Annotated in this window: 23 protein-coding genes and 1 tRNA gene; 15 read left to right on the top strand and 9 right to left on the bottom strand. The window is 31.3% G+C overall.

What is annotated here, in order from left to right:
- Positions 1 to 75 precede the first annotated feature (75 nt).
- From BM549_RS03410 to BM549_RS03400, 3 genes are all read right to left on the bottom strand, one after another.
- Entirely contained in the window at positions 76 to 3,510 is a 3,435-nt protein-coding gene (locus BM549_RS03410; protein WP_290468975.1) for a T9SS type A sorting domain-containing protein, read from the bottom strand.
- An 86-nt stretch (positions 3,511 to 3,596) separates the two neighbouring features.
- Positions 3,597 to 4,142, bottom strand: a complete 546-nt coding sequence (locus tag BM549_RS03405) for a nuclear transport factor 2 family protein (protein WP_290468974.1) — start codon at positions 4,140 to 4,142, stop codon at positions 3,597 to 3,599.
- Positions 4,139 to 4,663, bottom strand: coding sequence for a lipoprotein (locus tag BM549_RS03400; protein ID WP_290468973.1), 525 nt, complete (start codon positions 4,661 to 4,663; stop codon positions 4,139 to 4,141). Before BM549_RS03400 ends, BM549_RS03405 begins: the two co-directional genes overlap by 4 nt.
- 137 nt (positions 4,664 to 4,800) lie before the next feature.
- On the opposite strand from BM549_RS03400, the gene BM549_RS03395 reads away from it, so the two are divergent.
- Positions 4,801 to 5,748, top strand: coding sequence for an NAD-dependent epimerase/dehydratase family protein (locus tag BM549_RS03395; RefSeq protein ID WP_290468972.1), 948 nt, complete (start codon positions 4,801 to 4,803; stop codon positions 5,746 to 5,748).
- Positions 5,749 to 5,867: 119 nt separating this feature from the next.
- On the opposite strand, the gene BM549_RS03390 is transcribed toward BM549_RS03395, so the two are convergent.
- Together BM549_RS03390 and rseP are read right to left on the bottom strand one after the other, a co-directional pair.
- A tRNA-Asn gene (locus BM549_RS03390) sits at positions 5,868 to 5,941 on the bottom strand.
- Between the two features lie 70 nt (positions 5,942 to 6,011).
- Entirely contained in the window at positions 6,012 to 7,358 is a 1,347-nt protein-coding gene (gene rseP, locus BM549_RS03385) for an RIP metalloprotease RseP (protein ID WP_290468971.1), read from the bottom strand.
- A gap of 167 nt (positions 7,359 to 7,525) precedes the next feature.
- Between rseP and BM549_RS03380 the strand changes: the two genes are divergently transcribed.
- The 4 genes from BM549_RS03380 to BM549_RS03365 all read left to right on the top strand — a co-directional run bounded on the left by BM549_RS03380 (position 7,526) and on the right by BM549_RS03365 (position 10,733).
- On the top strand, positions 7,526 to 8,197 hold the full coding sequence (locus tag BM549_RS03380) for an SCO family protein (RefSeq protein WP_290468970.1): 672 nt from the start codon (positions 7,526 to 7,528) through the stop codon (positions 8,195 to 8,197).
- 76 nt (positions 8,198 to 8,273) lie between these two features.
- Complete coding sequence (locus BM549_RS03375) at positions 8,274 to 8,507, top strand: FeoA family protein (protein ID WP_013869777.1); 234 nt, start codon at positions 8,274 to 8,276, stop codon at positions 8,505 to 8,507.
- Entirely contained in the window at positions 8,500 to 10,602 is a 2,103-nt protein-coding gene (feoB, locus tag BM549_RS03370) for a ferrous iron transport protein B (RefSeq protein ID WP_290468969.1), read from the top strand. Before BM549_RS03375 ends, feoB begins: the two co-directional genes overlap by 8 nt.
- Positions 10,602 to 10,733 carry a FeoB-associated Cys-rich membrane protein gene (locus BM549_RS03365; RefSeq protein ID WP_013869775.1) on the top strand — a complete coding sequence of 44 codons (132 nt, stop codon included), beginning with the start codon at positions 10,602 to 10,604 and terminating at the stop codon, positions 10,731 to 10,733. Before feoB ends, BM549_RS03365 begins: the two co-directional genes overlap by 1 nt.
- Before the next feature lie 136 nt (positions 10,734 to 10,869).
- On the opposite strand, the gene BM549_RS03360 is transcribed toward BM549_RS03365, so the two are convergent.
- Complete coding sequence (locus BM549_RS03360) at positions 10,870 to 11,292, bottom strand: hypothetical protein (RefSeq protein WP_290468968.1); 423 nt, start codon at positions 11,290 to 11,292, stop codon at positions 10,870 to 10,872.
- 122 nt (positions 11,293 to 11,414) lie between these two features.
- On the opposite strand from BM549_RS03360, the gene BM549_RS03355 reads away from it, so the two are divergent.
- From BM549_RS03355 to BM549_RS03330, 6 genes are read left to right on the top strand one after another with little or no spacing between them, the layout of a single operon-like run.
- A complete protein-coding gene (locus BM549_RS03355) occupies positions 11,415 to 12,074 on the top strand; it encodes a metal-dependent transcriptional regulator (RefSeq protein ID WP_290468967.1) in 660 nt (219 codons plus the stop codon).
- Complete coding sequence (locus BM549_RS03350; RefSeq protein ID WP_290468966.1) at positions 12,061 to 12,861, top strand: transporter; 801 nt, start codon at positions 12,061 to 12,063, stop codon at positions 12,859 to 12,861. Before BM549_RS03355 ends, BM549_RS03350 begins: the two co-directional genes overlap by 14 nt.
- Before the next feature lie 33 nt (positions 12,862 to 12,894).
- A complete protein-coding gene (locus BM549_RS03345; protein ID WP_290468965.1) occupies positions 12,895 to 13,803 on the top strand; it encodes a zinc ABC transporter substrate-binding protein in 909 nt (302 codons plus the stop codon).
- Entirely contained in the window at positions 13,803 to 14,540 is a 738-nt protein-coding gene (locus tag BM549_RS03340; protein ID WP_290468964.1) for a metal ABC transporter ATP-binding protein, read from the top strand. Before BM549_RS03345 ends, BM549_RS03340 begins: the two co-directional genes overlap by 1 nt.
- Positions 14,540 to 15,667, top strand: a complete 1,128-nt coding sequence (locus BM549_RS03335) for a metal ABC transporter permease (protein ID WP_290468963.1) — start codon at positions 14,540 to 14,542, stop codon at positions 15,665 to 15,667. Before BM549_RS03340 ends, BM549_RS03335 begins: the two co-directional genes overlap by 1 nt.
- Positions 15,660 to 16,820: a metal ABC transporter permease gene (locus BM549_RS03330; protein WP_290468962.1), complete on the top strand. Its 1,161-nt coding sequence runs from the start codon at positions 15,660 to 15,662 to the stop codon at positions 16,818 to 16,820. The genes BM549_RS03335 and BM549_RS03330 overlap by 8 nt, the downstream gene beginning before the upstream one ends.
- On the opposite strand, the gene BM549_RS03325 is transcribed toward BM549_RS03330, so the two are convergent.
- Positions 16,817 to 17,617 (bottom strand): hypothetical protein, encoded by an 801-nt coding sequence (locus BM549_RS03325; RefSeq protein ID WP_290468961.1) that lies wholly within the window; start codon positions 17,615 to 17,617, stop codon positions 16,817 to 16,819. The genes BM549_RS03330 and BM549_RS03325 overlap by 4 nt on opposite strands.
- 42 nt (positions 17,618 to 17,659) lie before the next feature.
- Positions 17,660 to 18,445, bottom strand: a complete 786-nt coding sequence (locus BM549_RS03320; protein ID WP_290468960.1) for a TerB family tellurite resistance protein — start codon at positions 18,443 to 18,445, stop codon at positions 17,660 to 17,662.
- A 261-nt stretch (positions 18,446 to 18,706) separates the two neighbouring features.
- Between BM549_RS03320 and BM549_RS03315 the strand changes: the two genes are divergently transcribed.
- The 3 genes from BM549_RS03315 to BM549_RS03305 all read left to right on the top strand — a co-directional run bounded on the left by BM549_RS03315 (position 18,707) and on the right by BM549_RS03305 (position 20,585).
- Entirely contained in the window at positions 18,707 to 19,117 is a 411-nt protein-coding gene (locus BM549_RS03315) for a BrxA/BrxB family bacilliredoxin (protein ID WP_290468959.1), read from the top strand.
- 78 nt (positions 19,118 to 19,195) lie between these two features.
- Positions 19,196 to 19,936, top strand: a complete 741-nt coding sequence (locus BM549_RS03310) for a 1-acyl-sn-glycerol-3-phosphate acyltransferase (RefSeq protein ID WP_290468958.1) — start codon at positions 19,196 to 19,198, stop codon at positions 19,934 to 19,936.
- Complete coding sequence (locus BM549_RS03305; protein WP_290468957.1) at positions 19,929 to 20,585, top strand: HD domain-containing protein; 657 nt, start codon at positions 19,929 to 19,931, stop codon at positions 20,583 to 20,585. The genes BM549_RS03310 and BM549_RS03305 overlap by 8 nt, the downstream gene beginning before the upstream one ends.
- Before the next feature lie 2 nt (positions 20,586 to 20,587).
- Here BM549_RS03305 and BM549_RS03300 read toward each other — a convergent pair whose 3' ends face one another.
- A complete protein-coding gene (locus BM549_RS03300; RefSeq protein WP_013869759.1) occupies positions 20,588 to 21,457 on the bottom strand; it encodes an AraC family transcriptional regulator in 870 nt (289 codons plus the stop codon).
- A gap of 202 nt (positions 21,458 to 21,659) precedes the next feature.
- On the opposite strand from BM549_RS03300, the gene BM549_RS03295 reads away from it, so the two are divergent.
- Positions 21,660 to 22,256, top strand: coding sequence for a hypothetical protein (locus BM549_RS03295; protein ID WP_290468956.1), 597 nt, complete (start codon positions 21,660 to 21,662; stop codon positions 22,254 to 22,256).
- The last annotated feature ends 7 nt before the right edge of the window (positions 22,257 to 22,263 follow it).

Here is a 22,263-nt window from a genome sequence, read left to right as displayed (position 1 = left end):
ACTGAGGTATTAATTTCGCAAAAAAAATGGTGTTTTTGTATAAAAACACCATTGTATCATCTTATTTATAAGTCTTTATTTAAGAATTAATTTTTTTACAACAGTATTACTTCCACTTTTTAAATGAAGAAAATAAACTCCTGTAGCATACCCTTCTAAATTAATTTCATATTCTTTATTAACAGGTTTTACATTTTGTTTTTGAAGAATTAGTTTTCCTGTTACATCGAAAATATTAAAGTTAAATACATTGGCTGTATTTGTATTTATTTTAAAAACACCTTTCGATGGATTTGGGTAAACACTAAAAGTACTTGCCTTAAATGTATCTACACTTAAAACGCTTCCTGTAATTAAAAAATTATCTATTATTACACCTTCTTGAGTTACAGCTTGGTCTGAATGGAATACAAACCTAAACATAATATTTTGCTCGCTCGCAAATGCAGCTAAGTCATAACTGTACTGGGATAATGTTGTGTTTTGTCCTGTCCATTGCGCACCAGGACAATTGTAACAGTTTGTACTTGGTAAAGTATCACTATTGTACCAATTAGTGTTTGTTGCAGAACCTAAAATATTCCAGTTTAATCCTTGATTTGTTGAATACTCCATATATACAATATCCCAATCTGTTTCTAAATCGAAAGCCATATCAAATTTTAATTCTGGGTTTTCTAATTGTGATAAATCATAGCATTCACTAATAAGGTAGCTTTTAACATTATTTGCGTATTCACCATTTAAATTAGTAGCATAAACTTGATTTGATGGGTTTGCACTATCGTTTAGTAATAGTCCATTAGGGATGCCTCTTTGCCAGTATTGAGTTGCAGATGCTTCATCTTGTACTAATAAATTTTCAGATTCAGTTGTAAAAGTATTGGTAACATTAACGGTACCTAAACCGTTAGTGTAAATTGTTTTTTGTTCTGAATCATTATTTACGTCATATGCATCGTTAGTTGTAGTTACGGTGCTTTTAAAAGTATGTGTTCCTTTTGTTAGATTAATAGAAGGAATATTTATTATTGTACTACTTTCAGTATTTAAAGTTCCTGTCCAAGTGTAGACAGAATCAACACCATCTACTGTATATGTAACATCTACAGATGTAATGGTAGAAAGTCCATTATTTGCAATTGTAACTTGTGGCGAAATTGTAGAATTACAATCTATAGCATCACTTATACCGCTTACAGATAATAATTTAACATCTGTTGGAGCTAATTCTACAGGAATAGGTGATTGCCAAATACCTCTTCCATAAGTTGCTGCTGTAATTTTATTATCTATTACATTAATTTCTATATCTCTAACAGTTACATTAGGTAGCCCAATATTAAATAATTCCCAAGTTAAAGTATCATCATCGTATCTATAAACCCCAAGGCTTGTGCCTAAATATAAAGGGTTTTTTGAATGTAAGTTTTGATGTTTAATACTATTTTTGGTTACATTTGGCAAACCTGAAGATATATTTGTAAAAGTAACTCCAGCATCAATAGATTTTAAAACCTGACCGCTTAAACCAGAGGTTGTAACGTATACAATATCGCTATTAGCTTCATTTATTTCAACAGATGTTATTGCAGAGTTAAAAACTTGCATAGTATTAAAAGTAACACCTCTATCTGTACTTTTTCTTAATGTTCCTTGATTAGTACCGTTATTTGTAACAATATAAATTAAGTCTGGATTTATTTTATCGATTTCAACAACATTAATGTTATTAGTAAAAGTTTGAGATATCTGATTAAATGCGCCGTTTTCTAATTTATATAACGCTGAATATCCTGCAAAAAGTTCACTATCACTATTCATTGTAAGTGGTGTTATCCAATTTCCGCTTTCTGGACCTGCCACACTGCTACTGGCTGTAGCTCCCGCAGAATTTGAAATATATAATCCACTTCCATTTTGTATAAAACCATAATATAGATTTGAATTATTTGGATCTATTGCTGTATCCATTCCATCTGCTCCATAATAATTATACCATTGATTGTTACTAAAAGCATGACCTCCATTATCTTGCAAACCTCCAACCATTTTGTTTGAAGAGTTTTTAGACACAGAAATACGATAAAATTGGCTTATTTGCATACCTGCAGTTAAGTCTGTAAAACTAACAGCATTATTGGTAGATTTATAAAAACCTCCATCTGATCCAACAAGTAATTCGCCATTAAAATATCTCAAGTAATGAATATCTGCATGAGTGTATGTTGAACTAAATGGCGAACTCCAATTATTAATTTTAGTAAAACTTGCTTGGTTATTATTTACTAAACCTTTCCAAATATTTAATACTCCTGTGTAAATTTCATTTTCATTAGTGTCTGATATTGCTAATGCCATATCAAACCATGTTTGTGTAGATTCAAAAATATCACCTACAGTTGCTGGAGACGCAACTGTAGTAAAGTTATTTCCAGAATCTGAAGATTTATAAACACCTTTAAAAGTATACGAGCCTGTTGCCGCTAATACATAAACAACATTAGGGTTTGCTGGTGTTACATCTATTACTAATCTTGAAATATCTGATAGCGGAAAGCCTTGAGTATTTGTTAAAATTGCTCCAAATACGTCTCCTCCATTTGAAGATTTAAAAAATCTATTTGATGAAACTGCATAAACTACACTTGGGTCGTTGGGTTTAACTTTTAAATCTTTTATATTTAAATTTTGTGTTCCATTTGCATTAGACCAAGTAGCACCAGCATCTAAAGATTTATATACGCCACTACTAGTTGCTACCCAAAGTATATTACTATTTGTTGGATGTATATAAATTTCGTTCATTGAGTTTGGCGAATTTGTAGCGTTTAAACCTGTAGTATTCCAAGTTTCTCCACCATCAATAGATTTTAAAACACCAATGCTATAAGAATCTCCGCCATCGTCATCTCCTGTAGCGATATAAATTGTTCCAGGATTATTATAATCTATAGCAATTCCAGAAACTCCAATTTGAGGTAAAAAATCTGTAGATGTTTCCCATGTTGTTCCATTATCTATAGATTTCCAAAAACCACCTGCTGGTGCTCCTGCGTAGTATGTATTTGCTAATGCAGTATCTTTAACAATAATATTAACTCTTCCTTGTCCAGAAGACCAACTACCAGTATTTGTATGCGAAAATGGACCAACGGGTTGCCAATCGCTTAAATCTGTTAAAAAGTTTTTTTGAGATGATATATTTTTAGTACTTAAGTAAGACTGCCACAACTCTTTTTGCGTAGGTAATGTTCCGTCTTCTTTTACAAAATTTTCCCAATATGTTTCCCATCTTTTAAAAGGTTTATAACCACTTCCTTTTACATTGGCATTATTAGATTTCCAATAATTATTAAAGGCATCTACTACTTCTTGAAAGGTTACAGGATTGCTGGATGCTGCTCTAGATTTAACATCTATGTTCTTCATCCAAGGAGTATTCTCGATATATTGTGCTTGAGATAGCACGCAGGTGAAAAAACTTAAAATTACAAGTAATTTTTTCATATTCATTTTATTTGGGTGTGCTAAAATAAAGCAAAAAGTTGTTACTATAAAAAAATTAACGCTTCTAACAACTGATAGAGAACATTTTATAGCTTGTTTTTAAGTTCTCTTGTATATATACTATCTGTGGCAGATTTTAACTTAACAACTTCACCTACGTTTTTATTTGGTATGGTTATAGACAATACATAATGTGCAATTTTCCATTTTCCACCTTCTAATTTCATAACTCCAGAGCCTCGACATAATTTCATTTGAGTATCTAACAACTCATCAAACCAAGCTATTTTATTATCCTTATAAAGATAAATATTTCTTTCTACACTTGTAAAACTCCATGCTTTACCATTATCAAAATAGGGTTTTGAAAATGCTCTAAATGCTTCATTTTGCCAATTCTCTGTCGCATCGGTTCCTAAAAAAACGCCTTTTTTAGTCATTAAATCAAAATACTCGTTAAAATTTGCTTCTGCTGCTGCTTTATGCCAATTGTCTAAAGACTTGTTTATTAGATTTTTTATTTCTTCTGGATTTACAATTTGTGCTTCGGCTAAATTTTTAGATTCATTTTTAGAAGCATCATTACAAGAGACTAAAACAAATAATATAACAATGTACTTAACTAGTTTCATATTTCGTTTGGTTTTATAATGTTTTGAGCTTCCTTTTCAAACTTTTTATTAATCTGTAAAGTTACGTTTGAAAAAGCCTCAAACACTTCTTTAATCACTAACAATTGCTCTTTTTTTTCTGTAGTAGATAAATTTAAAACTTCTTCTAATTTTAAGAGTTTAGTTCTTAAAATTAACAATCGTGCTTGAATTGGTTCTGTATTAATGTTTTCTGGTATAGTAGTTTCTAAGTCATTTACACTCGAAACAAATACTGTATTATCTTCTTTAAAAAAGCTAAAATCTGCAGATTTTAACCTACTAATTGCCATTGCAATAGTGTTGTAAGATTGCCAAGAATCTAAAGTATTTTTAGCTTTTTTATCGACACCATAATCTATATAGTTTATTTTATCGATGTCTTTTTTTGTTAGTAGTGTGGTATCTTTTTTTACAACAGTCTCTACTGTTTGAGCATTTTGATTGTTATTACATGACGATAAAAAAAATAATAATGTAATGGCAAGAAATAATTTTTTCATGTTATTGTAAGCTATAGAAACACAAATATATTGTATTAATAATTTTGGTTTAATAATTATATCATAAAAGTAGTTGATTTACTTATAAATCTTGAAAATCTTAATTATTTTTGATTCCCTTATTTAATACAAAATTTATGTCTTCAAAAATATTAATTATTGGCGCTTGTGGCCAAATTGGATCTGAACTTACTTATAAACTTAGAGCACTTCATGGTGATGATAATGTTATTGCCAGTGATATTAGCTACAATAATTTAGATATTGTTAACTCTGGTATTTTTGAAATTGTTGATGCTATGGATTACAAATCTGTTAAAGTTTGTATTGAAAAGCACAATGTAGATACCGTTTATTTAATGGCTGCAATGTTAAGTGCTACTGGAGAAAAGTACCCAATGAAAGCTTGGGACTTAAATATGACGTCTTTATTTCACGTTTTAGATCTTGCAAAAGCTAAGTTTATTAAAAAAGTGTTTTGGCCTTCTAGTATTGCTGTTTTTGGCCCAACAACACCAAAGGAAAATACACCACAATATACAACCATGGAACCATCTACTGTTTACGGTATTACAAAACAAGTTGGCGAACGTTGGTGTGAATATTATAACGAAAAGTATGATGTAGATGTGCGTTCTATTAGATATCCTGGTATAATTAGCTGGAAAACATTACCTGGTGGCGGTACTACAGATTATGCTGTAGAAATATATCATGAGGCCTTAAAAAATAAAGAATACGATTGTTTTTTATCTAAAGACACCGCTTTACCAATGCTTTATATGGACGACGCCATTAAAGCTACTGTAGATATTATGAGTGCAGATGCAGATGCTGTAAAAATAAGATCTTCTTACAATCTTGCAGGAATATCTTTTACTCCAGAAGAAATTGCTGCTTCAATTAAAAAACATATTCCTGAATTTAAAATTTCCTACACTCCAGATTTTAGACAGCAAATTGCAAATTCTTGGCCACAAAGTATAGATGATACAATGGCGCAAAATCACTGGAATTGGAAACATAGTTTTGATTTAGAAGCTATAACCGAAGAAATGCTAAAGCAATTAAAGCCTAAATATTAATATATAAAACAATTAATTATTGTTTTAAAACCTAAGAGAACCCATTGCAAATCATGCATTTGGGTTCTTTTTTTTGTGCATAAAAAAAGCCACTATTTCTAGTGGCTTATTCAAACTTGCTCCTCTTCTTAGGCTCGAACTAAGGACCCTCTGATTAACAGTCAGATGCTCTAACCAACTGAGCTAAAGAGGAGTGTTTTTCGCTGTTGCGAGCGCAAATATAAAATGTTTTTTAGATACTGCAAAATATTTTTTAATTTTTTTTAGTTAAAAATTGCTTTGAAGATATCATTTCCGTTTGCAAAGAGTACTAAACCTATTAAAATAAAGAATCCAACTGTTTGTGCGTACTCCATAAATTTATCGCTAGGCTTACGTCCAGAAATCATTTCGTAAAGTAAAAACATAACATGTCCACCATCTAAAGCAGGAATTGGTAATAAATTAAGTACACCTAACATAATTGATAAAAATGCTGTAATACTCCAAAAGTTTTGCCAGCTCCAAAAATCTGGAAAAACATTTAATATGGCATAAAAACCACCAACACCTTTATAAGCTCCTGTTTTTACATTTCCTATTTCTTTAAGCTGCCCAAAGTACTTCCCTATTTGTCCTGTAAACTTGTTGTAACCTGCTCCAAAACTCTCTCCAAAAGTATATTCTTTGGTTTTCATTTTATAGTAACCTAACTTTTCCATTGATATGCTACCAATTCTAGCAAATGGCACTACTTCCATTTTTCCTTCGTCACTTACTTTTATGCTTTCAGTTAATTTTTTATCCTCTCTTAAAATTTCTACTTCAACCTGTTGCCCTTTATAGCGTTTTAAAATAGATTCTGTTTGGTCAAAATACTTAACCGTATCGTTTCCTATTTTAGTTAAAACATCACCTTGTTTTAGGTTAACAGATTTGTTTAAAGAAGAGTCTGGAACTTCGGCAACAATAAATGGATATCGCATTTCAAACAAATCTCTATTTTTACTACTAGATAATTGTCCTAAAAAGTCTTCTGGAAGTGTAATAGTTTGCTCTGCTCCATTACGTTTAAAAGTAACTGTTTTTGCTCCTATAAAATTTCCTTTGATGTCTGATACGTTTTCAACATCATAATCTCCAACTTTTATAATGTTATCTCCTGTTTTAAAACCTAAATCTGTTAATAAAGGGTTTTCAATTAAATAACCATCGTTAATTGTAGAGGCATCAATAAACCTATCTCCATAAACAAAAGATAAAAACACATATATAATATATGCTAATAAAAAGTTTACAAAAACACCACCAAGCATTATTATTAAGCGCTGCCATGCTGGTTTAGATCTAAACTCCCAAGGTTTTGGCTCTTCGGCCATAGCATCGGTATCCATACTCTCGTCAATCATACCAGAGATTTTTACATAACCACCAAGTGGCAACCAGCCAATACCATAAACTGTTTCGCCAATTTTCTTTTTAAATAGTGAAAATTTAATATCAAAAAACAGATAAAACTTTTCTACGCGTGTTTTAAATAATTTTGCTGGTATAAAATGTCCAAGCTCGTGAAGTATAATTAGTAAAGACAAACTCAGTAAAAACTGAGATATTTGTATAGTAATTCCCATTTAATTTAATTGTTCTTTTTTATAACGCCCAAAAGTAAGTATTTAGACTTAGTTTAAAAAGCTATTATTCGTTTGCTTTCTGTTTTATAGCAATTTGTGAGCCAAAAAAATGGTTTATGAATACTTTGCGTTGTATTTTTGTAGCATAGCGATTCAAATCTTACTTTATGCTTTCATTTTTTAAAGGTTATAAAAAATTTGCCATAGGTTTTTTTATACTTTCAGTAATTATAATTTCTATTATCTATTCGGTTTTAAATGTCGAAAAACCCTTACCTATTTACAATCCTGATACTATTGATGCTACTTTGGTAGACAGTACAATACAACACGTAAAGAAATACCATAAAATTGCAGATTTTAGTTTAACCAACCAAAACGGAAAAACAATCACTCAAAATGATTATAAAGGTAAAATTTATGTTGCTGATTTTTTCTTTACAACCTGTCAAACTATTTGTCCTATAATGACAGACCATATGCGAGACATACAAAAAGAGATTATTAACGATGATGATATTATGCTGTTATCGCACTCTGTAACACCTGTAATAGATAGTGTTGCACAATTAAAAAAATACGCAAAACTAAAAGGTGTTAACGATGCCAAATGGAATTTAGTTACTGGCGATAAAAAACAAATTTATGAGCTAGCAAGAAAAAGTTATTTAGCAGTAAAATCTGCAGGTAACGGCGATAAATACGATATGATACATACCGAAAATTTTATGCTTATAGATAAAAAAAGACAAATTCGTGGCTTCTACGATGGTACAGATCCTGAGGCTATTTCTCAATTACTTGATGATATCGAAAAGTTAAAACGTATGGAAAAATAGCGGTTTATTAGACTACAATTTTTTAGCCTTATTTTTTTCTCTTACTTTTGCTTCTTTAAAATCAATCTAAATAAGCTTGAAGTACTCTTTAGCACAATTAAAACGCGGTGAAAAAGGCATTATAACAGATGTGTCTTCAAATTCCATTCCACTTAAACTCCTAGAAATGGGTTGTTTGCCAGGAAACTTTGTTGAATTAGTACAAGTTGCTCCCTTCTCGGACCCAATGTATTTAAATATTAACGGAAGCCATCTTGCTATTAGAAAAGAGACAGCTATTCATATTTTAATAGATAAAATTAATGAGTAAGCAAATTAACGTTGCCTTAATAGGAAATCCTAATACAGGAAAAACATCAGTTTTTAACGCTTTAACAGGCTTAAACCAGCAAGTAGGAAACTACCCAGGTATTACTGTTGAAAAAAAAGAAGGGATTTGTAAATTACCTCGTGGCGTAAAAGCTCACATAATAGATTTACCTGGTACATATAGTTTAAACGCATCATCTTTAGATGAGAATGTTGTAATAGAATTGCTTTTAAATAAAAACGATAAAGATTTTCCAGACGTAGCCGTTGTGGTTAGTGATGTAGAAAATTTAAAACGAAACCTACTTCTTTTTACACAAATTAAAGATCTTGAAATTCCTTGCCTGCTTGTAATTAACATGGCAGACAGAATGCGTAGAAAAGGCATCTCGCTAGATGTTGGTTATTTAGAACAGCAATTAGAAACAAAAATTGCCGTAATAAGCACACGTAAAAACGAAGGTATTGCCAATTTAAAACAACAAATTAGCAACTATAAAGAACTCTCGGTTAAACCATGTTTAAATGCATCAGAAATTGACCCAAACTATTTTAATAGTCTTCGTAAAGCATTTCCAAATCAATTATTATACAAACTTTGGCTTGTAATTACACAAGATGTAAACTTTGGAAAAACCAATAGAAAAGAGATTGATGCTATTGCAAGTTTTAAAACAAAATCTGAAAGTGACTTAAAAAGGCTTCAACAAAAAGAAACCATAAAACGCTACCAGTTTATAAATAACGTTTTAAAAAAAGGACAAACCATAGATGTTTCTCAAGCCAAAGATTTACGCACAAAATTAGACCGTATACTTACCCATAAAGTTTGGGGCTATTTAATATTTTTTCTCATCCTTTTATTAATTTTTCAAGCCATTTACGATTGGTCTAGCATACCAATGGACTGGATTGACTCTACATTTGCCTCATTAAGTAATTGGATAAAAGACACTTTTCCTGGCGGCGGAAAAGTAACCGATTTAATTGCCGAAGGTATTATTGCCGGTTTAGGTGGTATTGTTATTTTTATACCTCAAATAGCCTTTTTATTCCTTTTTATAGCAGTACTAGAAGAAAGTGGCTATATGAGCCGCGTCGTATTTTTAATGGATAGAATTATGCGTCGTTTTGGATTAAGCGGCAAAAGTATTGTACCATTAATTTCTGGGACAGCTTGTGCAATTCCAGCCATTATGGCAACCAGAAATATAGAAAGCTGGAAAGAGCGATTAATTACCATATTAGTAACACCATTTACAACCTGTTCTGCGCGTTTACCAGTATATTTAATTATTATCTCCTTAGTAATCCCAGAAGGCAGAATACTTGGTTTAAGCTACCAAGCACTTACATTAATGCTATTATATTTAATAGGTTTTGGTGCTGCAGTAGGCTCTGCATGGATTTTAAATAAAGTTTTAAATATTAAAAGCAAAACCTTTTTTGTAGTAGAAATGCCAAACTACAAAGTGCCGTTATTTAAAAACGTTGCACTTACCGTATTAGAAAAAACAAAAGCTTTTATTTTTGGTGCCGGAAAAATAATATTAGCCATCTCAATTGTACTATGGGTATTAGCATCTTACGGTCCAGGAGAACAATTTAATAATGCCGAAACTATTATTACAGAGCAATATGCTACTCAAAATTTAAGCCAAGACCAATTACAACAAAAAATAGCTTCTCATAAACTCGAGCACTCATTTATAGGGCTTACAGGACGCGCAATAGAACCAGCAATTAGACCACTAGGTTACGACTGGAAAATAGGTATTGCCATAATAAGTAGTTTTGCAGCTCGAGAAGTTTTTGTAGGTACCTTAGCAACAATTTACAGCGTAGGTAGTGACGACGAGGAAACTATAAAAAACCGAATGGCAGGAGAAGTAAACCCAATACTTGGTGGTCCACTATTTAACTTTGCATCTGGTATATCACTATTACTATTTTATGCCTTTGCTATGCAATGTATGAGTACGCTTGCCATAGTAAAAAAAGAAACCAATAGCTGGAAATGGCCAACATACCAATTCGTTATCATGACAGCTATTGCATATATTGTAGCTTTATTATCATTTCAATTTTTAAAATAATGCATATTATACTCCAAAATATAATTGTTTTAGCCATTTTAGCTTTTGCTTTAAGTTTTTTATTCAAAAAATACATTTGGAAAAAGAAAGCAAAAAAAGCATGTGGTACAGACGATTGCGGCTGCCACTAAACGCAGTAAAAAAATAATCTTGGCGTTACCAAAAAATGCTAAAAGGCATTCTTTTGGTCAGGCTATCACTACTCGCTCTCTGCGAGGAGCTCAAACATGCCGTTCTATCCTTAACGCAAAAATACTCTTATAAAGCTTAGTTTTTAACGGCAAGTTGTATATAATAATCTTCTATTTTTATTTTACTACCACTTTCTGGATAAGGCACAATATTTAAACCAGAAACCTTTAGACTTTCCGAAGAAAATAAATTTCCTAAAGCATTTTGCAATTGGCTAGTAGGAGAAAAAACCAATCGTTTTTGCTCTAATTTGTTTCCGTTTTTAAAAACATCAACCAAAACAATTGCCTCTCCAGCCCAAACACATTGTACACCTTTTGGACAGCGCGAATCACTTTCTACCGCAACAAATTTAAACTCTAAATCTTCAACTTTAAGAGTATTACCATACATTAATTTAGATACAATTTTTGGCGCTTCTGCTTTAACGGCTGTAGAATCTTGAGCAGATACTATACTTGTTATTACGAGTGTAAAAATTAAAAGTAGATTTTTCATATTCATTAACGTCTTAGACAATAAATATAACTTAAATCATACCAAATTTACAATAATTAAAAATTTTAGTTACATTTGTAAAAAATTTAAGTAAGCTTAAAAATTAATTAAAGCAATTAAAAATGTCTGTAGCAATAGAGAATTTTGTAAAAGCCATTTACAAAAACAACAATAACGATGTTAATGATACTAAACCCGGTAACATTGCAAAAAAGCTTGGCATATCTAACGCAGCAGCAACAGATATGGCAAAAAAATTAGCTGCAAAAGACATACTTAATTACGAAAAATACCAAGCCTTACAACTCACTAATAAAGGTGAGAAAATGGCACTAAACGTTATTAGAAAACATAGATTATGGGAAGCATTTCTTCATAAAACCTTCGACATGACATTGCATGAAATACATAGAGAAGCAGAGTTTCTTGAACATGAAACGTCAAATTTTTTAGCAAATAAAATAAGCGACTATTTAGGTAATCCAAAATTCGATCCGCATGGTGATCCAATTCCAAATGAAAATGGAGAGATTACCACAATAGACACCTCAATAAGCCTATCTAACACTCAAGAAGGAAAACAATATATTATTTCACGCTTAATGAGTGATGATAAAGAGTTCTTTGATTTTTGTGCACTTAATGGACTTAAGTATGGTAATTCTATTTTGGTTACAAAACAGTTTAGCAAAAATAAAATGACACAAATTTCAATTAATAATAACACCATTCTTTTAAACGAAGATTTCACTAATATAATTTACGTAAATGACACCAACTAAGTACTTAAAAACAATTACAGCAGGATGTCTATTTTCTGTTTCAATATTTTCTTTTGCACAAGAAAATAGCACATTAGAGCCATTAATTACAGACAGACCAGACGCTACAGAATCTCCTACAGCTTTACCAAAAGGATTTCTACAAGTAGAAACAGGAGCATTTTACGAAAGTTTTGAAGAAAACAATATTAAAACCGAAGACTTTACATACAATACTATGTTAGTACGTTATGGTTTATTAAATAATTTAGAATTACGCTTAGGCTACAATTATACAAATAGTAAAGTAAAGTTTAATGGTAATGAAATTGCTTCAACTAATAGTTTTTCTCCTTTACTGCTAGGTTTTAAAACAACTATTGCACAAGAAAATGGTTGGATGCCAGAAATTGGTTTTTTAGGTCATTTAAACTTGCCTTTTTCAGTAAAAAAAGGACTTAGACCAGAAAACACTGGAGTAGACTTTAGGTTTTCATTTGCACATACTTTAAGCGAAAAATCAAGTTTATCATATAATTTAGGCGCTGCTTGGGAAAACGACAATCCTGAAGCCGCTTACCTTTATACAATTGCATACGGTTATAGCTTAACAAGCAAACTTGGCGCTTATGTAGAATTATATGGTGATTTTCCAGAAAACAATAAAGCAAATCACCTTTGGGATGCTGGTTTTACTTACTTAATATCCAACAACTTACAGTTAGATGCCACTGTAGGTTCTAGTATAACAGATGGACAAGACATTTTAATAAGTGGTGGATTTAGTTTTAGAATTCCAAAATCATAACAAATTAAAAATTAGTATTTAAATACCTTAATAATGAAAAAAATAATACTATTTCTAGCAATAACACTATCACTTTTTAATTGCAAAAATGATAGCAACAAAGACAACGGCAAACTAAATATTGTTACCACTACAACCATGATTACAGATTTGGTTAAAAATATAGGTGGCGATTTAGTTAATGTAAATGGCTTAATGGGTTCTGGAGTCGATCCGCATTTATATAAAGCCAGCGAAGGCGATGTAACTAAATTAGTAAATGCAGATGTTATTTTTTACAACGGTTTACATTTAGAAGGAAAATTAGTAGAGGTTTTCGAAAAAATGAACACACAATCTCCTGTTGCATTGGCAGATGATTTAGATAAATCTAGCTTAATTGGTTCAGATTATTTTGCTTCTAATTACGATCCGCATGTATGGTTTAATATTTCTTATTTTAAACAATTTGCTAAAAAAGTAACTCTGGTATTAATTGAAAAAGATCCTGAAAATGCTGCACGTTTTTCTGAAAATGAAAAAAAATACCTTCAGCAATTAGAAGATTTACAAACAAAGATTTCTTCAACAATAGAAACACTTCCAAAAGAAAAAAGAATATTAGTAACTGCTCATGATGCTTTTAATTACTTCGGAAAAAACTACGGTTTTAATGTTGTAGGTTTACAAGGTTTAAGTACAGCGACAGAAGCTGGTGTACAAGACGTACAAAAATTAGCTACTTTTATAATAGAAAATAAAGTTAAAGCCATTTTTGTTGAAAGTTCTGTGCCAAAACGTACCATTAAAGCATTACAAGCTGCAGTGAAATCTAAAGGTCACGATGTAGTAATTGGAGGCACTTTATATTCTGATGCACTTGGAAATGCAGGAACTGTTGAAGGCACGTACATTGGTATGTTTGAGTATAATGTAAATACAATTGTTAACGCTTTAAAATAATGAGTAAAAAAATAGCCGTAAAAGTAGACGACCTTACAGTAGCTTACAACTACAAACCTGTACTTTGGGATATCGATTTAGAAATTCCAGAAGGTGTTTTAATGGCTATTGTTGGACCTAATGGCGCTGGAAAATCTACACTTATTAAGTCTATTTTAGGCATATTAAAACCTATAGCAGGAAGCGTTGCTATTTACGGTAAACCTTATGAAAAACAACGCAGACTAGTTGCTTATGTTCCACAAAAAGGAAGTGTAGATTGGGATTTCCCAACAACAGCACTAGATGTTGTAATGATGGGAACTTATGGCAGTTTGGGTTGGATTAAAAGACCTAGACAAAAAGAGAAAAAAGCAGCTCTTGAAGCTTTAGAAAAAGTGGGTATGTTAGCCTTTAAAGGCAGGCAAATTAGCCAGCTTTCTGGCGGACAACAACAACGTATTTTTTTAGCTCGTGCTCTAGTACAAAACGCTTCTATCTATTTTATGGATGAACCGTTTCAAGGTGTTGATGCTACTACCGAAATTGCAATAATTAATATTTTAAAAGAATTACGAAAAGCAGGTAAAACGGTTATTGTTGTGCATCACGATTTACAAACCGTACCAGAATATTTTGATTGGGTAACCTTTTTAAATGTAAAAAAGATTGCCACAGGTCCAGTTAAAGACATTTTTAATGATGACAACTTAACTAAAACCTATGGTATTAACTACAAAGTAAGTATTCAAGAATAATGGATATTCAAGACTATTTTTCATTAGTTTTTAGCGACTACACACTTCGTACCATAACACTTGGTACAGCCATTTTAGGCGCAGTAACAGGTATGCTTGGTAGTTTTGCTGTGCTTAGAAAACAAAGTTTACTTGGTGATGCAATATCGCATGCTGCATTACCAGGAATAGCCATTGCTTTTTTAATTACTGGAGCAAAAGATTCTAACACTTTACTTTTAGGTGCTTTAGTTAGTGGATTAATTGGAACTTTCTGGATTCGAGGAATTGTTAAGAAAACACATTTAAAAAGTGATACTGCATTAGGGCTAATTTTATCTTTATTTTTTGGTTTTGGTATGTTACTCCTAACCTTTATTCAAAAACAACCAAATGCAAATCAAGCAGGTTTAGATAAGTATTTATTTGGTCAAGCAGCAACTTTAGTAGAAAGCGATGTTTGGTTAATGGCAATTGTTACTGGCTTATGTTTGTTCGTTTTACTATTATTTTGGAAAGAATTTAAAATTTTACTTTTTGATGCAGACTACACAAAAACACTTGGCTTTAACACTAAAATTATAGATATTTTAATTACTAGTTTTATTGTTTTGGCCATTGTATTAGGCCTACAAACTGTTGGCGTTGTGTTAATGAGTGCTATGCTTTTAGCTCCTGCTGCAGCTGCAAGACAATGGACTAACAGTTTATCTACTATGGTATTTTTGGCAGCTGTTTTTGGTGCCTTTTCTGGTGTTTTTGGCACAGCAATAAGTGCCAGCCAAACGAATTTATCTACTGGACCAGTTATTGTTTTAGTGGCTTCAGTATTTGTGTTTTTTTCTTTTGTGTTTTCACCAAGTCGTGGCTTACTGTTTAAACACATTAGAGTTATAAAAAATCGTCGTGATTTAGAGCTTCATAAAACATTGTCTTTTATGTATCATATTGCAGAAACGCACGATAATATCTCACATCCACACGCTATTAAACTTTTAAACAATTTTCAAGGTTATACAAAATCTACGTTGCAAAAATTAGTAGAAAAAGATTATGTGAAATTAGAAGGAAAAATGTGGAGATTAACCGAAACAGGATTTAATACCGCAGCAAATTTATATACTAAACAATCTACAGACGATGAATAGCGCTCAAATTGAAATACAACTTATTGCAAGTCTTGTAGCAATTGCTTGTACTATACCTGGTACATTTTTAGTACTTAGAAAAATGGCTATGATAAGTGATGCTATTAGTCACTCTATTTTACCTGGTATTGTAATTGGTTTCTTTATAACACACAACCTCAACTCTCCTTTATTAATTTTATTTGCTGCTTTTACAGGTATTATTACTGTGATTTTGGTAGAATATATTCAAAAAACAGGTTTAGTAAAAGAAGATACTGCCATTGGTTTAGTGTTTCCTGCTCTATTTAGTATTGGTGTAATTTTAATTGCTAAAAATGCAAACGATGTTCATTTAGACGTTGATGCCGTTTTATTAGGTGAATTAGCTTTTGCGCCTTTTGATAGGTTATTAATTTCTGGTGTTGATGTTGGACCAAAAGCATTATGGATTATTGGTGTTATTCTATTAATTACCATAACATTATTAATCGCTTTTTTCAAAGAATTAAAAGTAAGCACTTTTGATGCTGGTTTAGCCGCATCACTTGGTTTTTCTCCTGCAATTATTCATTATGGGTTAATGAGTGTCGCATCTGTTACCACTGTTGGTGCTTTTGATGCTGTTGGCGCTATTTTAGTTGTTGCGTTAATGATTGCGCCTGCTGCAATTGCCTATTTACTAACCACAGATTTAAAAAGAATGCTTGCACTTGCTATTAGTTTTGGTGTTTTAAGCGCAATTTCTGGTTATTGGTTTGCGCATTGGTTAGATGCTTCTATAGCTGGATCTATAACCACTATGTTAGGTTTAATATTTTTATTGGTATATCTATTTGCTCCAAGCAAAGGTATTATTGCTGTAATGTACCGCGAAAAACAACAACGTACAGAGGTTTCTTTACTTACTTTTTTATTGCATTTAAAAAACCATAATGAATTTGAAGAAAGACACGTAAACCATTTAAGAGAACACATTAATTGGCAAAAAGTTAGAGCTAAAACGGTATTAGAGCTAGCAACAAAAAACAATATGATTATTGTTGAAAATAACATTGTATCTCTAACAAAAAAAGGTGATAAATTTACCTCTAAAGCTATCGATTATATTATAACAAACGAAGACGCACAGATTGAAGACATGAAAGATGATTTCTTTTTATTTAGAGGTTAGTTTTTATTATATCTGTTATAAAATTTTTCCATTACAGTTTCTAAACCTAAACCATACCAAAACCCTATAGATTTTTGCGAAAAAACATCTTTAGTTCTTAAGTTTCCGCTACAAATTAAATTATCAATTTCTGTATCTTTAAAAAGCACTTCTCCTCTTTGGTAAATATGTCTAAGTAAAACATCTGAGCGATAATCTATAACTCTATTTTGTCCTTGAATATACAAATAACCGATTTGTTTTTCATGAGGAAAACCAAAGGTCTCAACAATAGTTTTTAACTCTGTAGAAATGTCTGAAGCTTCTGCAATAAGTTCTTCTAATGTTATTTTAATTTTTCCTTCTCTATGTGCATGATATCTATTTAAATTAAAGTATCTATCTTTTAAAATAAGCGCAATCCATCTATTTTTTAAAACTTGATTATACTGTGATTTATAATATAAATTAAATGCTTTAAAATTGGCTTTGAAGTCTTTATACCAATTCATTTTATAAAGTTTTGTAAAGTATCTAATTGGTACGCCACCTTTTGCTAGCTTAACAGCTATCTCTTTTGCCCAAGACTCATCGTTAGTTTTATTAGCAACAGATAATGCATTGCCTAAATCTTGACCTAATGGAAAATTTACAGAACTAAAAGCCTTTTTAAAAGTCGAATTTGCTAATTTATATTCCTTGTTTTTAGATTGTTTATTTGCTAAACTTACTAACTCATTATAATCCTTATAACCACATTCTTGCGCAAAAATATTTGTAAACAAAAAAAGACTTATAAATAAAAAAATAAACTTCATACATGCAATGTGATTGTGACTCATATTTACAAATCAAAAATTTTAAAACCCACGTTCCTTCTGCAATTGCTCGTATGCTTTTTGTACTTGTTTAAATTTATCTTCGGCTCCTTTTTTGTGTTCTTCGCCTAAGTGTTCTACTTTATCTGGATGGTATTTTTTAGCCATTTTACGGTAGGCTTTTTTAATCTCGTCGTTGGTTGCAGATTTTGTTATTTCTAATATTTTATAGGCATTATCACTGCTATTATAAAACATTGCTTTAATACTATTATAATCTCGCGAATTTATACCTAAGTAACCTGCTATAGTAAAGACTTGGCGCTCTTCGTCTTCTGTTACCATGCCATCTGCTTTTGCTATACCAAATAGAAAATGTATAAGTTGTAAGCGAGATGGATGATCCATCATTTGTTGTATTTGCACACAAACACGACGTAATGGCACCGATTGTTGACTTACTTTTTTAAATAACTGAAATGCTTTGTTGGCTCTATCTTTACCATACATGCTTACAAACTGTTCACGCACATAGTCTAATTCTCGCTGGTCTTGTTTACCATCTGCCTTAATTACAACAGTTGCTAGTATTAGTAAACTTACTTCAAAATCTCCCGATGTTGTTTGTGCACGACGTTGTTGTTGTGTTCTATAATTAGGTTGGCGTTGCCTGCCTTGTGACTGGTTTTGATCACCTTGACCTAAGAAAAAATCGCCTTTTCCTGCAAATGCATCACCAATACTACCTATTGCTAAACCAATTATTGCTCCTATTGGCCCGCCAAAAGACCAACCTAATGTAGCACCAATCCATTTTAATCCGCTCATGTAATTGTTTTATTTTTTAGAACTGTAAATATAATACTTTGTTAGTTGTCAAGAACTCTGTTCTGTTACGACTCTTAACTTACATGTGCGTTAAGGATGGTAGCGGCATCCTTTTTTGTGTGCGCTTATGCACAAAAAAGATATAGCGAACAGCCTGACCTTATGGCACCAAAGTGACATAAGGTAACGCCCAAAACTAGTTTAGCATTATTTTTGATTAACTTTGCATGAGCTTAATAATAATATAAAATTTTAAAATATATGTATCCAGCAGAATTAGTAAAACCTATGAGCGAAGATTTAACGAACGCAGGTTTTGAAGCATTACATACTGCAGAAGCAGTTGATGCAGCAGTTAAAAAGGAAGGAACTACTTTAGTGGTTGTAAATTCGGTTTGTGGTTGTGCGGCAGCAAATGCACGTCCAGGTGCAAAAATGAGTTTAAATAATGATAAAAAACCTAGCAACATCGTTACTGTTTTTGCTGGTGTAGATAAAGAGGCTACAGATAGAGCTCGTGCTCACATGGTACCTTTTCCTCCAAGTTCGCCTAGTATGGCTTTATTTAAAAATGGAGAATTAGTACACATGCTAGAGCGTCACCATATTGAAGGTCGTCCTGCAGAGTTAATTGCAGAAAACCTTATGGATGCTTACAATGAGCACTGCTAATAAAATATAGAATTTTAAAAAAAACCACGTTTTTTAAACGTGGTTTTTTTATTTTTGGTTGTTGATACTTTACAACACATGAGAAAATTAATTGCTTATCCTTTAACGTGCATTTACTTCCTGTTTTTCGGGTTTTTTTTATTGGTTTTTCATCCAATACAATGGCTTTGTTTTAATGTTTTTGGTTATCAAGCACATAAAAAAAGTGTAGATTATCTCAACTTTTTTTTAACTCGCTGTCTACATCTTTTAGGTATTAGATTTGATATTAAGGGTCGCGAGCACTTACCTAAAAATGTACCAACTATTATTGTTGCCAATCACCAAAGCATGAACGACATACCGCCAATAATTTGGTTTTTAAGAAAATGTCACACTAAATTTATTAGTAAAAAAGAATTAGGAAAAGGCATACCTAGTGTGAGTTATAATTTACGTCACGGCGGATCGGTTTTAATTGACAGAAAAGACCCAATGCAAGCTGTTAATGCTATTAAAAAAATGGCTGCTTATATTGAAAAACATAATCGAGGTGTAGTTATTTTTCCTGAAGGTACTCGTAGCCGTGATGGAAAACCTAAACCGTTTCAAACTCGTGGTTTAAGAACTTTGTTTGCCGAGGCTCCAAATGCTTATGTTATTCCTATTAGTATTAACAATTCTTGGAAAACATTAATATATGGCAAGTTCCCTTATGGTATTGGTATTACTATGAAATATAAAATACACAAGCCTTTAAAAATTAGTGATTATAATTCTGATGATTTACTAGCACTTATTGAAGCTACCATTAAAAAAGACATTGTAATTAATGAGTAATATACAACTTATAGAAGACACTAAATTATTTGTAAAAAACACTTTAAAAGATGCTGAAGGCGGCCACGACTGGTTTCATATAGAAAGAGTGTACAATAATAGTTTACTTATTGCTAAACAAGAACCTGTTGATGATTTAGTTGTTGCTCTTGGTGCTTTGTTACATGATATTGCAGATAGCAAATTTCATAATGGAGATGATACTATTGGGCCTAAAATGGCGCGAACATTTTTGTTTAAAAACAACGTAGACTCTAGTGTTATTGAGCATGTTGTAAAAATTATTGAAAATATCTCTTACAGCTCTAACATTGACAAAACCAATACTTTTAATTCTATTGAGTTACAAGTTGTACAAGATGCAGACCGTTTAGATGCTATTGGCGCTATTGGTATTGCCCGTACATTTAATTATGGTGGTTTTAAAAATAGGTCTCTTTATAATCCAGATATTAAACCAAACTTAAATTTAAGTAAGGCTGAATATAAAGCTTCTAACGCGCCAACTATTAACCATTTTTACGAAAAGCTTTTGCTGTTAAAAGATAAAATGAACACTAAAACTGGTAAGAAAATTGCGACAGAACGCCATAATTATATGCTTGGTTTTCTTGAACAGTTTTATGCAGAATGGAATGGTAAAAAATAAACTTATTGTATAATTTGTTTCATCTCACCTCTATATTTTGAAGCATTTTTACCTGTTATTTCTTTAAATAGCTTATTAAAGTGTGAGAAGTTATTAAAGCCACACTCAAAACAAACATCTGTTATACTTAATTGGCTTTCTACCAATAATTTTGTTGCATGCACTACTCTATATTCGTTTACTAGTTTTGTAAATGTTTTTCCTGTTGCTCTTTTAAAGTATCTACAAAAGGCTGGAACTGTCATGCTCACCTGCTCTGCAATAGTATCTAAACTTATATGGTTTTTAAAATTGCTATATACATATTTATATATAATGTCAATTTTTGCATTGTCTTGTGGTTGTGCCTCAAATGCATAACCATCTGCATTTAAAAACTCGTAGTCTTGGGCTTCTGCTAAAATATGAAGTATTTCAAGTAGCTTAATAACACGTTTAAATCCTTCGTATTTGGTTAATTTAGTTATTTTCTCTCCTACTCTTTTTTTTGTGTCTGTATGAAAAAGAACTCCTTTTTTTCCTCTTTCTAATAGAGCAGCAATACTTTTCATTTGAGGCAAACTAAAAAAGTCTTTTCCTAAAAAATCTGGATGAAACTGTATTAGTGTTTCTTTTCCTTTAGCAGTTAGTCTATTTTCAAAACCGTTATGCGGTAAGTTTGAACCTACAAGAATAAGTTGGCTATTATTAAAGTAAGACATGTGATTACCAATATGCCTTCTCCCTTTTCCTTTATTAACATAAACCAATTCTATTTCTGGATGAAAATGCCAAAATGCTTGATCTCGCCTTCTCTTCTTAAGTTTATTTACTGCAAGAATAGAATTCCCGAAACCAGGTGAAATTTTCTCTAATATTGGCTTATTATTCAAAACTATCTATTTGTTTGTAAAATTAAAATAATATAAAAATATAAATCTATGCTAAATTAACCCTTTTGTTGCTTATTTTAACTTTATAAGCGTGTTGAGTTTATTTAAAGGTTAATATAGCATATAAATATGCTAAAATAGGCGTTTTATACAAGCGTGTTTGCATATACCTTTGTAGTGTTAATTATAAACAAATAACATTATGAAAAAAGCAGTAAAAAATCATTTAGTATTAGTTGCTTTATTAGTAACTATGGTAAACTATGCAGCCAATATTACTACGTTAAATAAGGACGATGACAGCAAGAAAACCGTTTTAACTTTAGAGAACGTTAAGGAAGGACAACAATTGTTAATTAAAGATTATAACCAAATTATTTTATATAAAGAAAACATCTCTAAATCTGGAGATTATAAAAAAGGGTTTGATTTAACAGCCTTACCAGATGGAAAGTACTTTTTTGAATTAAATAAAGATACAGTTATTGAGGTTATTCCTTTTAGTGTATTAAATAACGTTGTAGATTTTAAAAAGAGTGAAAAATCTAAAATTTTTAAACCACATGTAGATGCTAAAAATAATACTGTATATGTTACAGCTTTATCTTTAAATGCATCACCAGTAACCATTTCAATTTACTATGACAATGCTGGTTCTAAAGAAGTTATCTATAATGAAAAAATTAAAGATACTATGGATATTCAAAAAGCATTTACTTTAGATAGTACAAAAAAAGGAACATATCTATTTCAGTTTGAAACTCAAAACAGAACTTTTACAAAATATATAAATCTTTAAACTTTAG

This window comes from Lacinutrix sp. MedPE-SW (assembly GCF_001874145.1).
GTDB lineage: Bacteria > Bacteroidota > Bacteroidia > Flavobacteriales > Flavobacteriaceae > Lacinutrix.
Note: the sequence above shows the minus strand (reverse complement) of the source record. Positions and strands in the feature narration are given on the sequence as shown.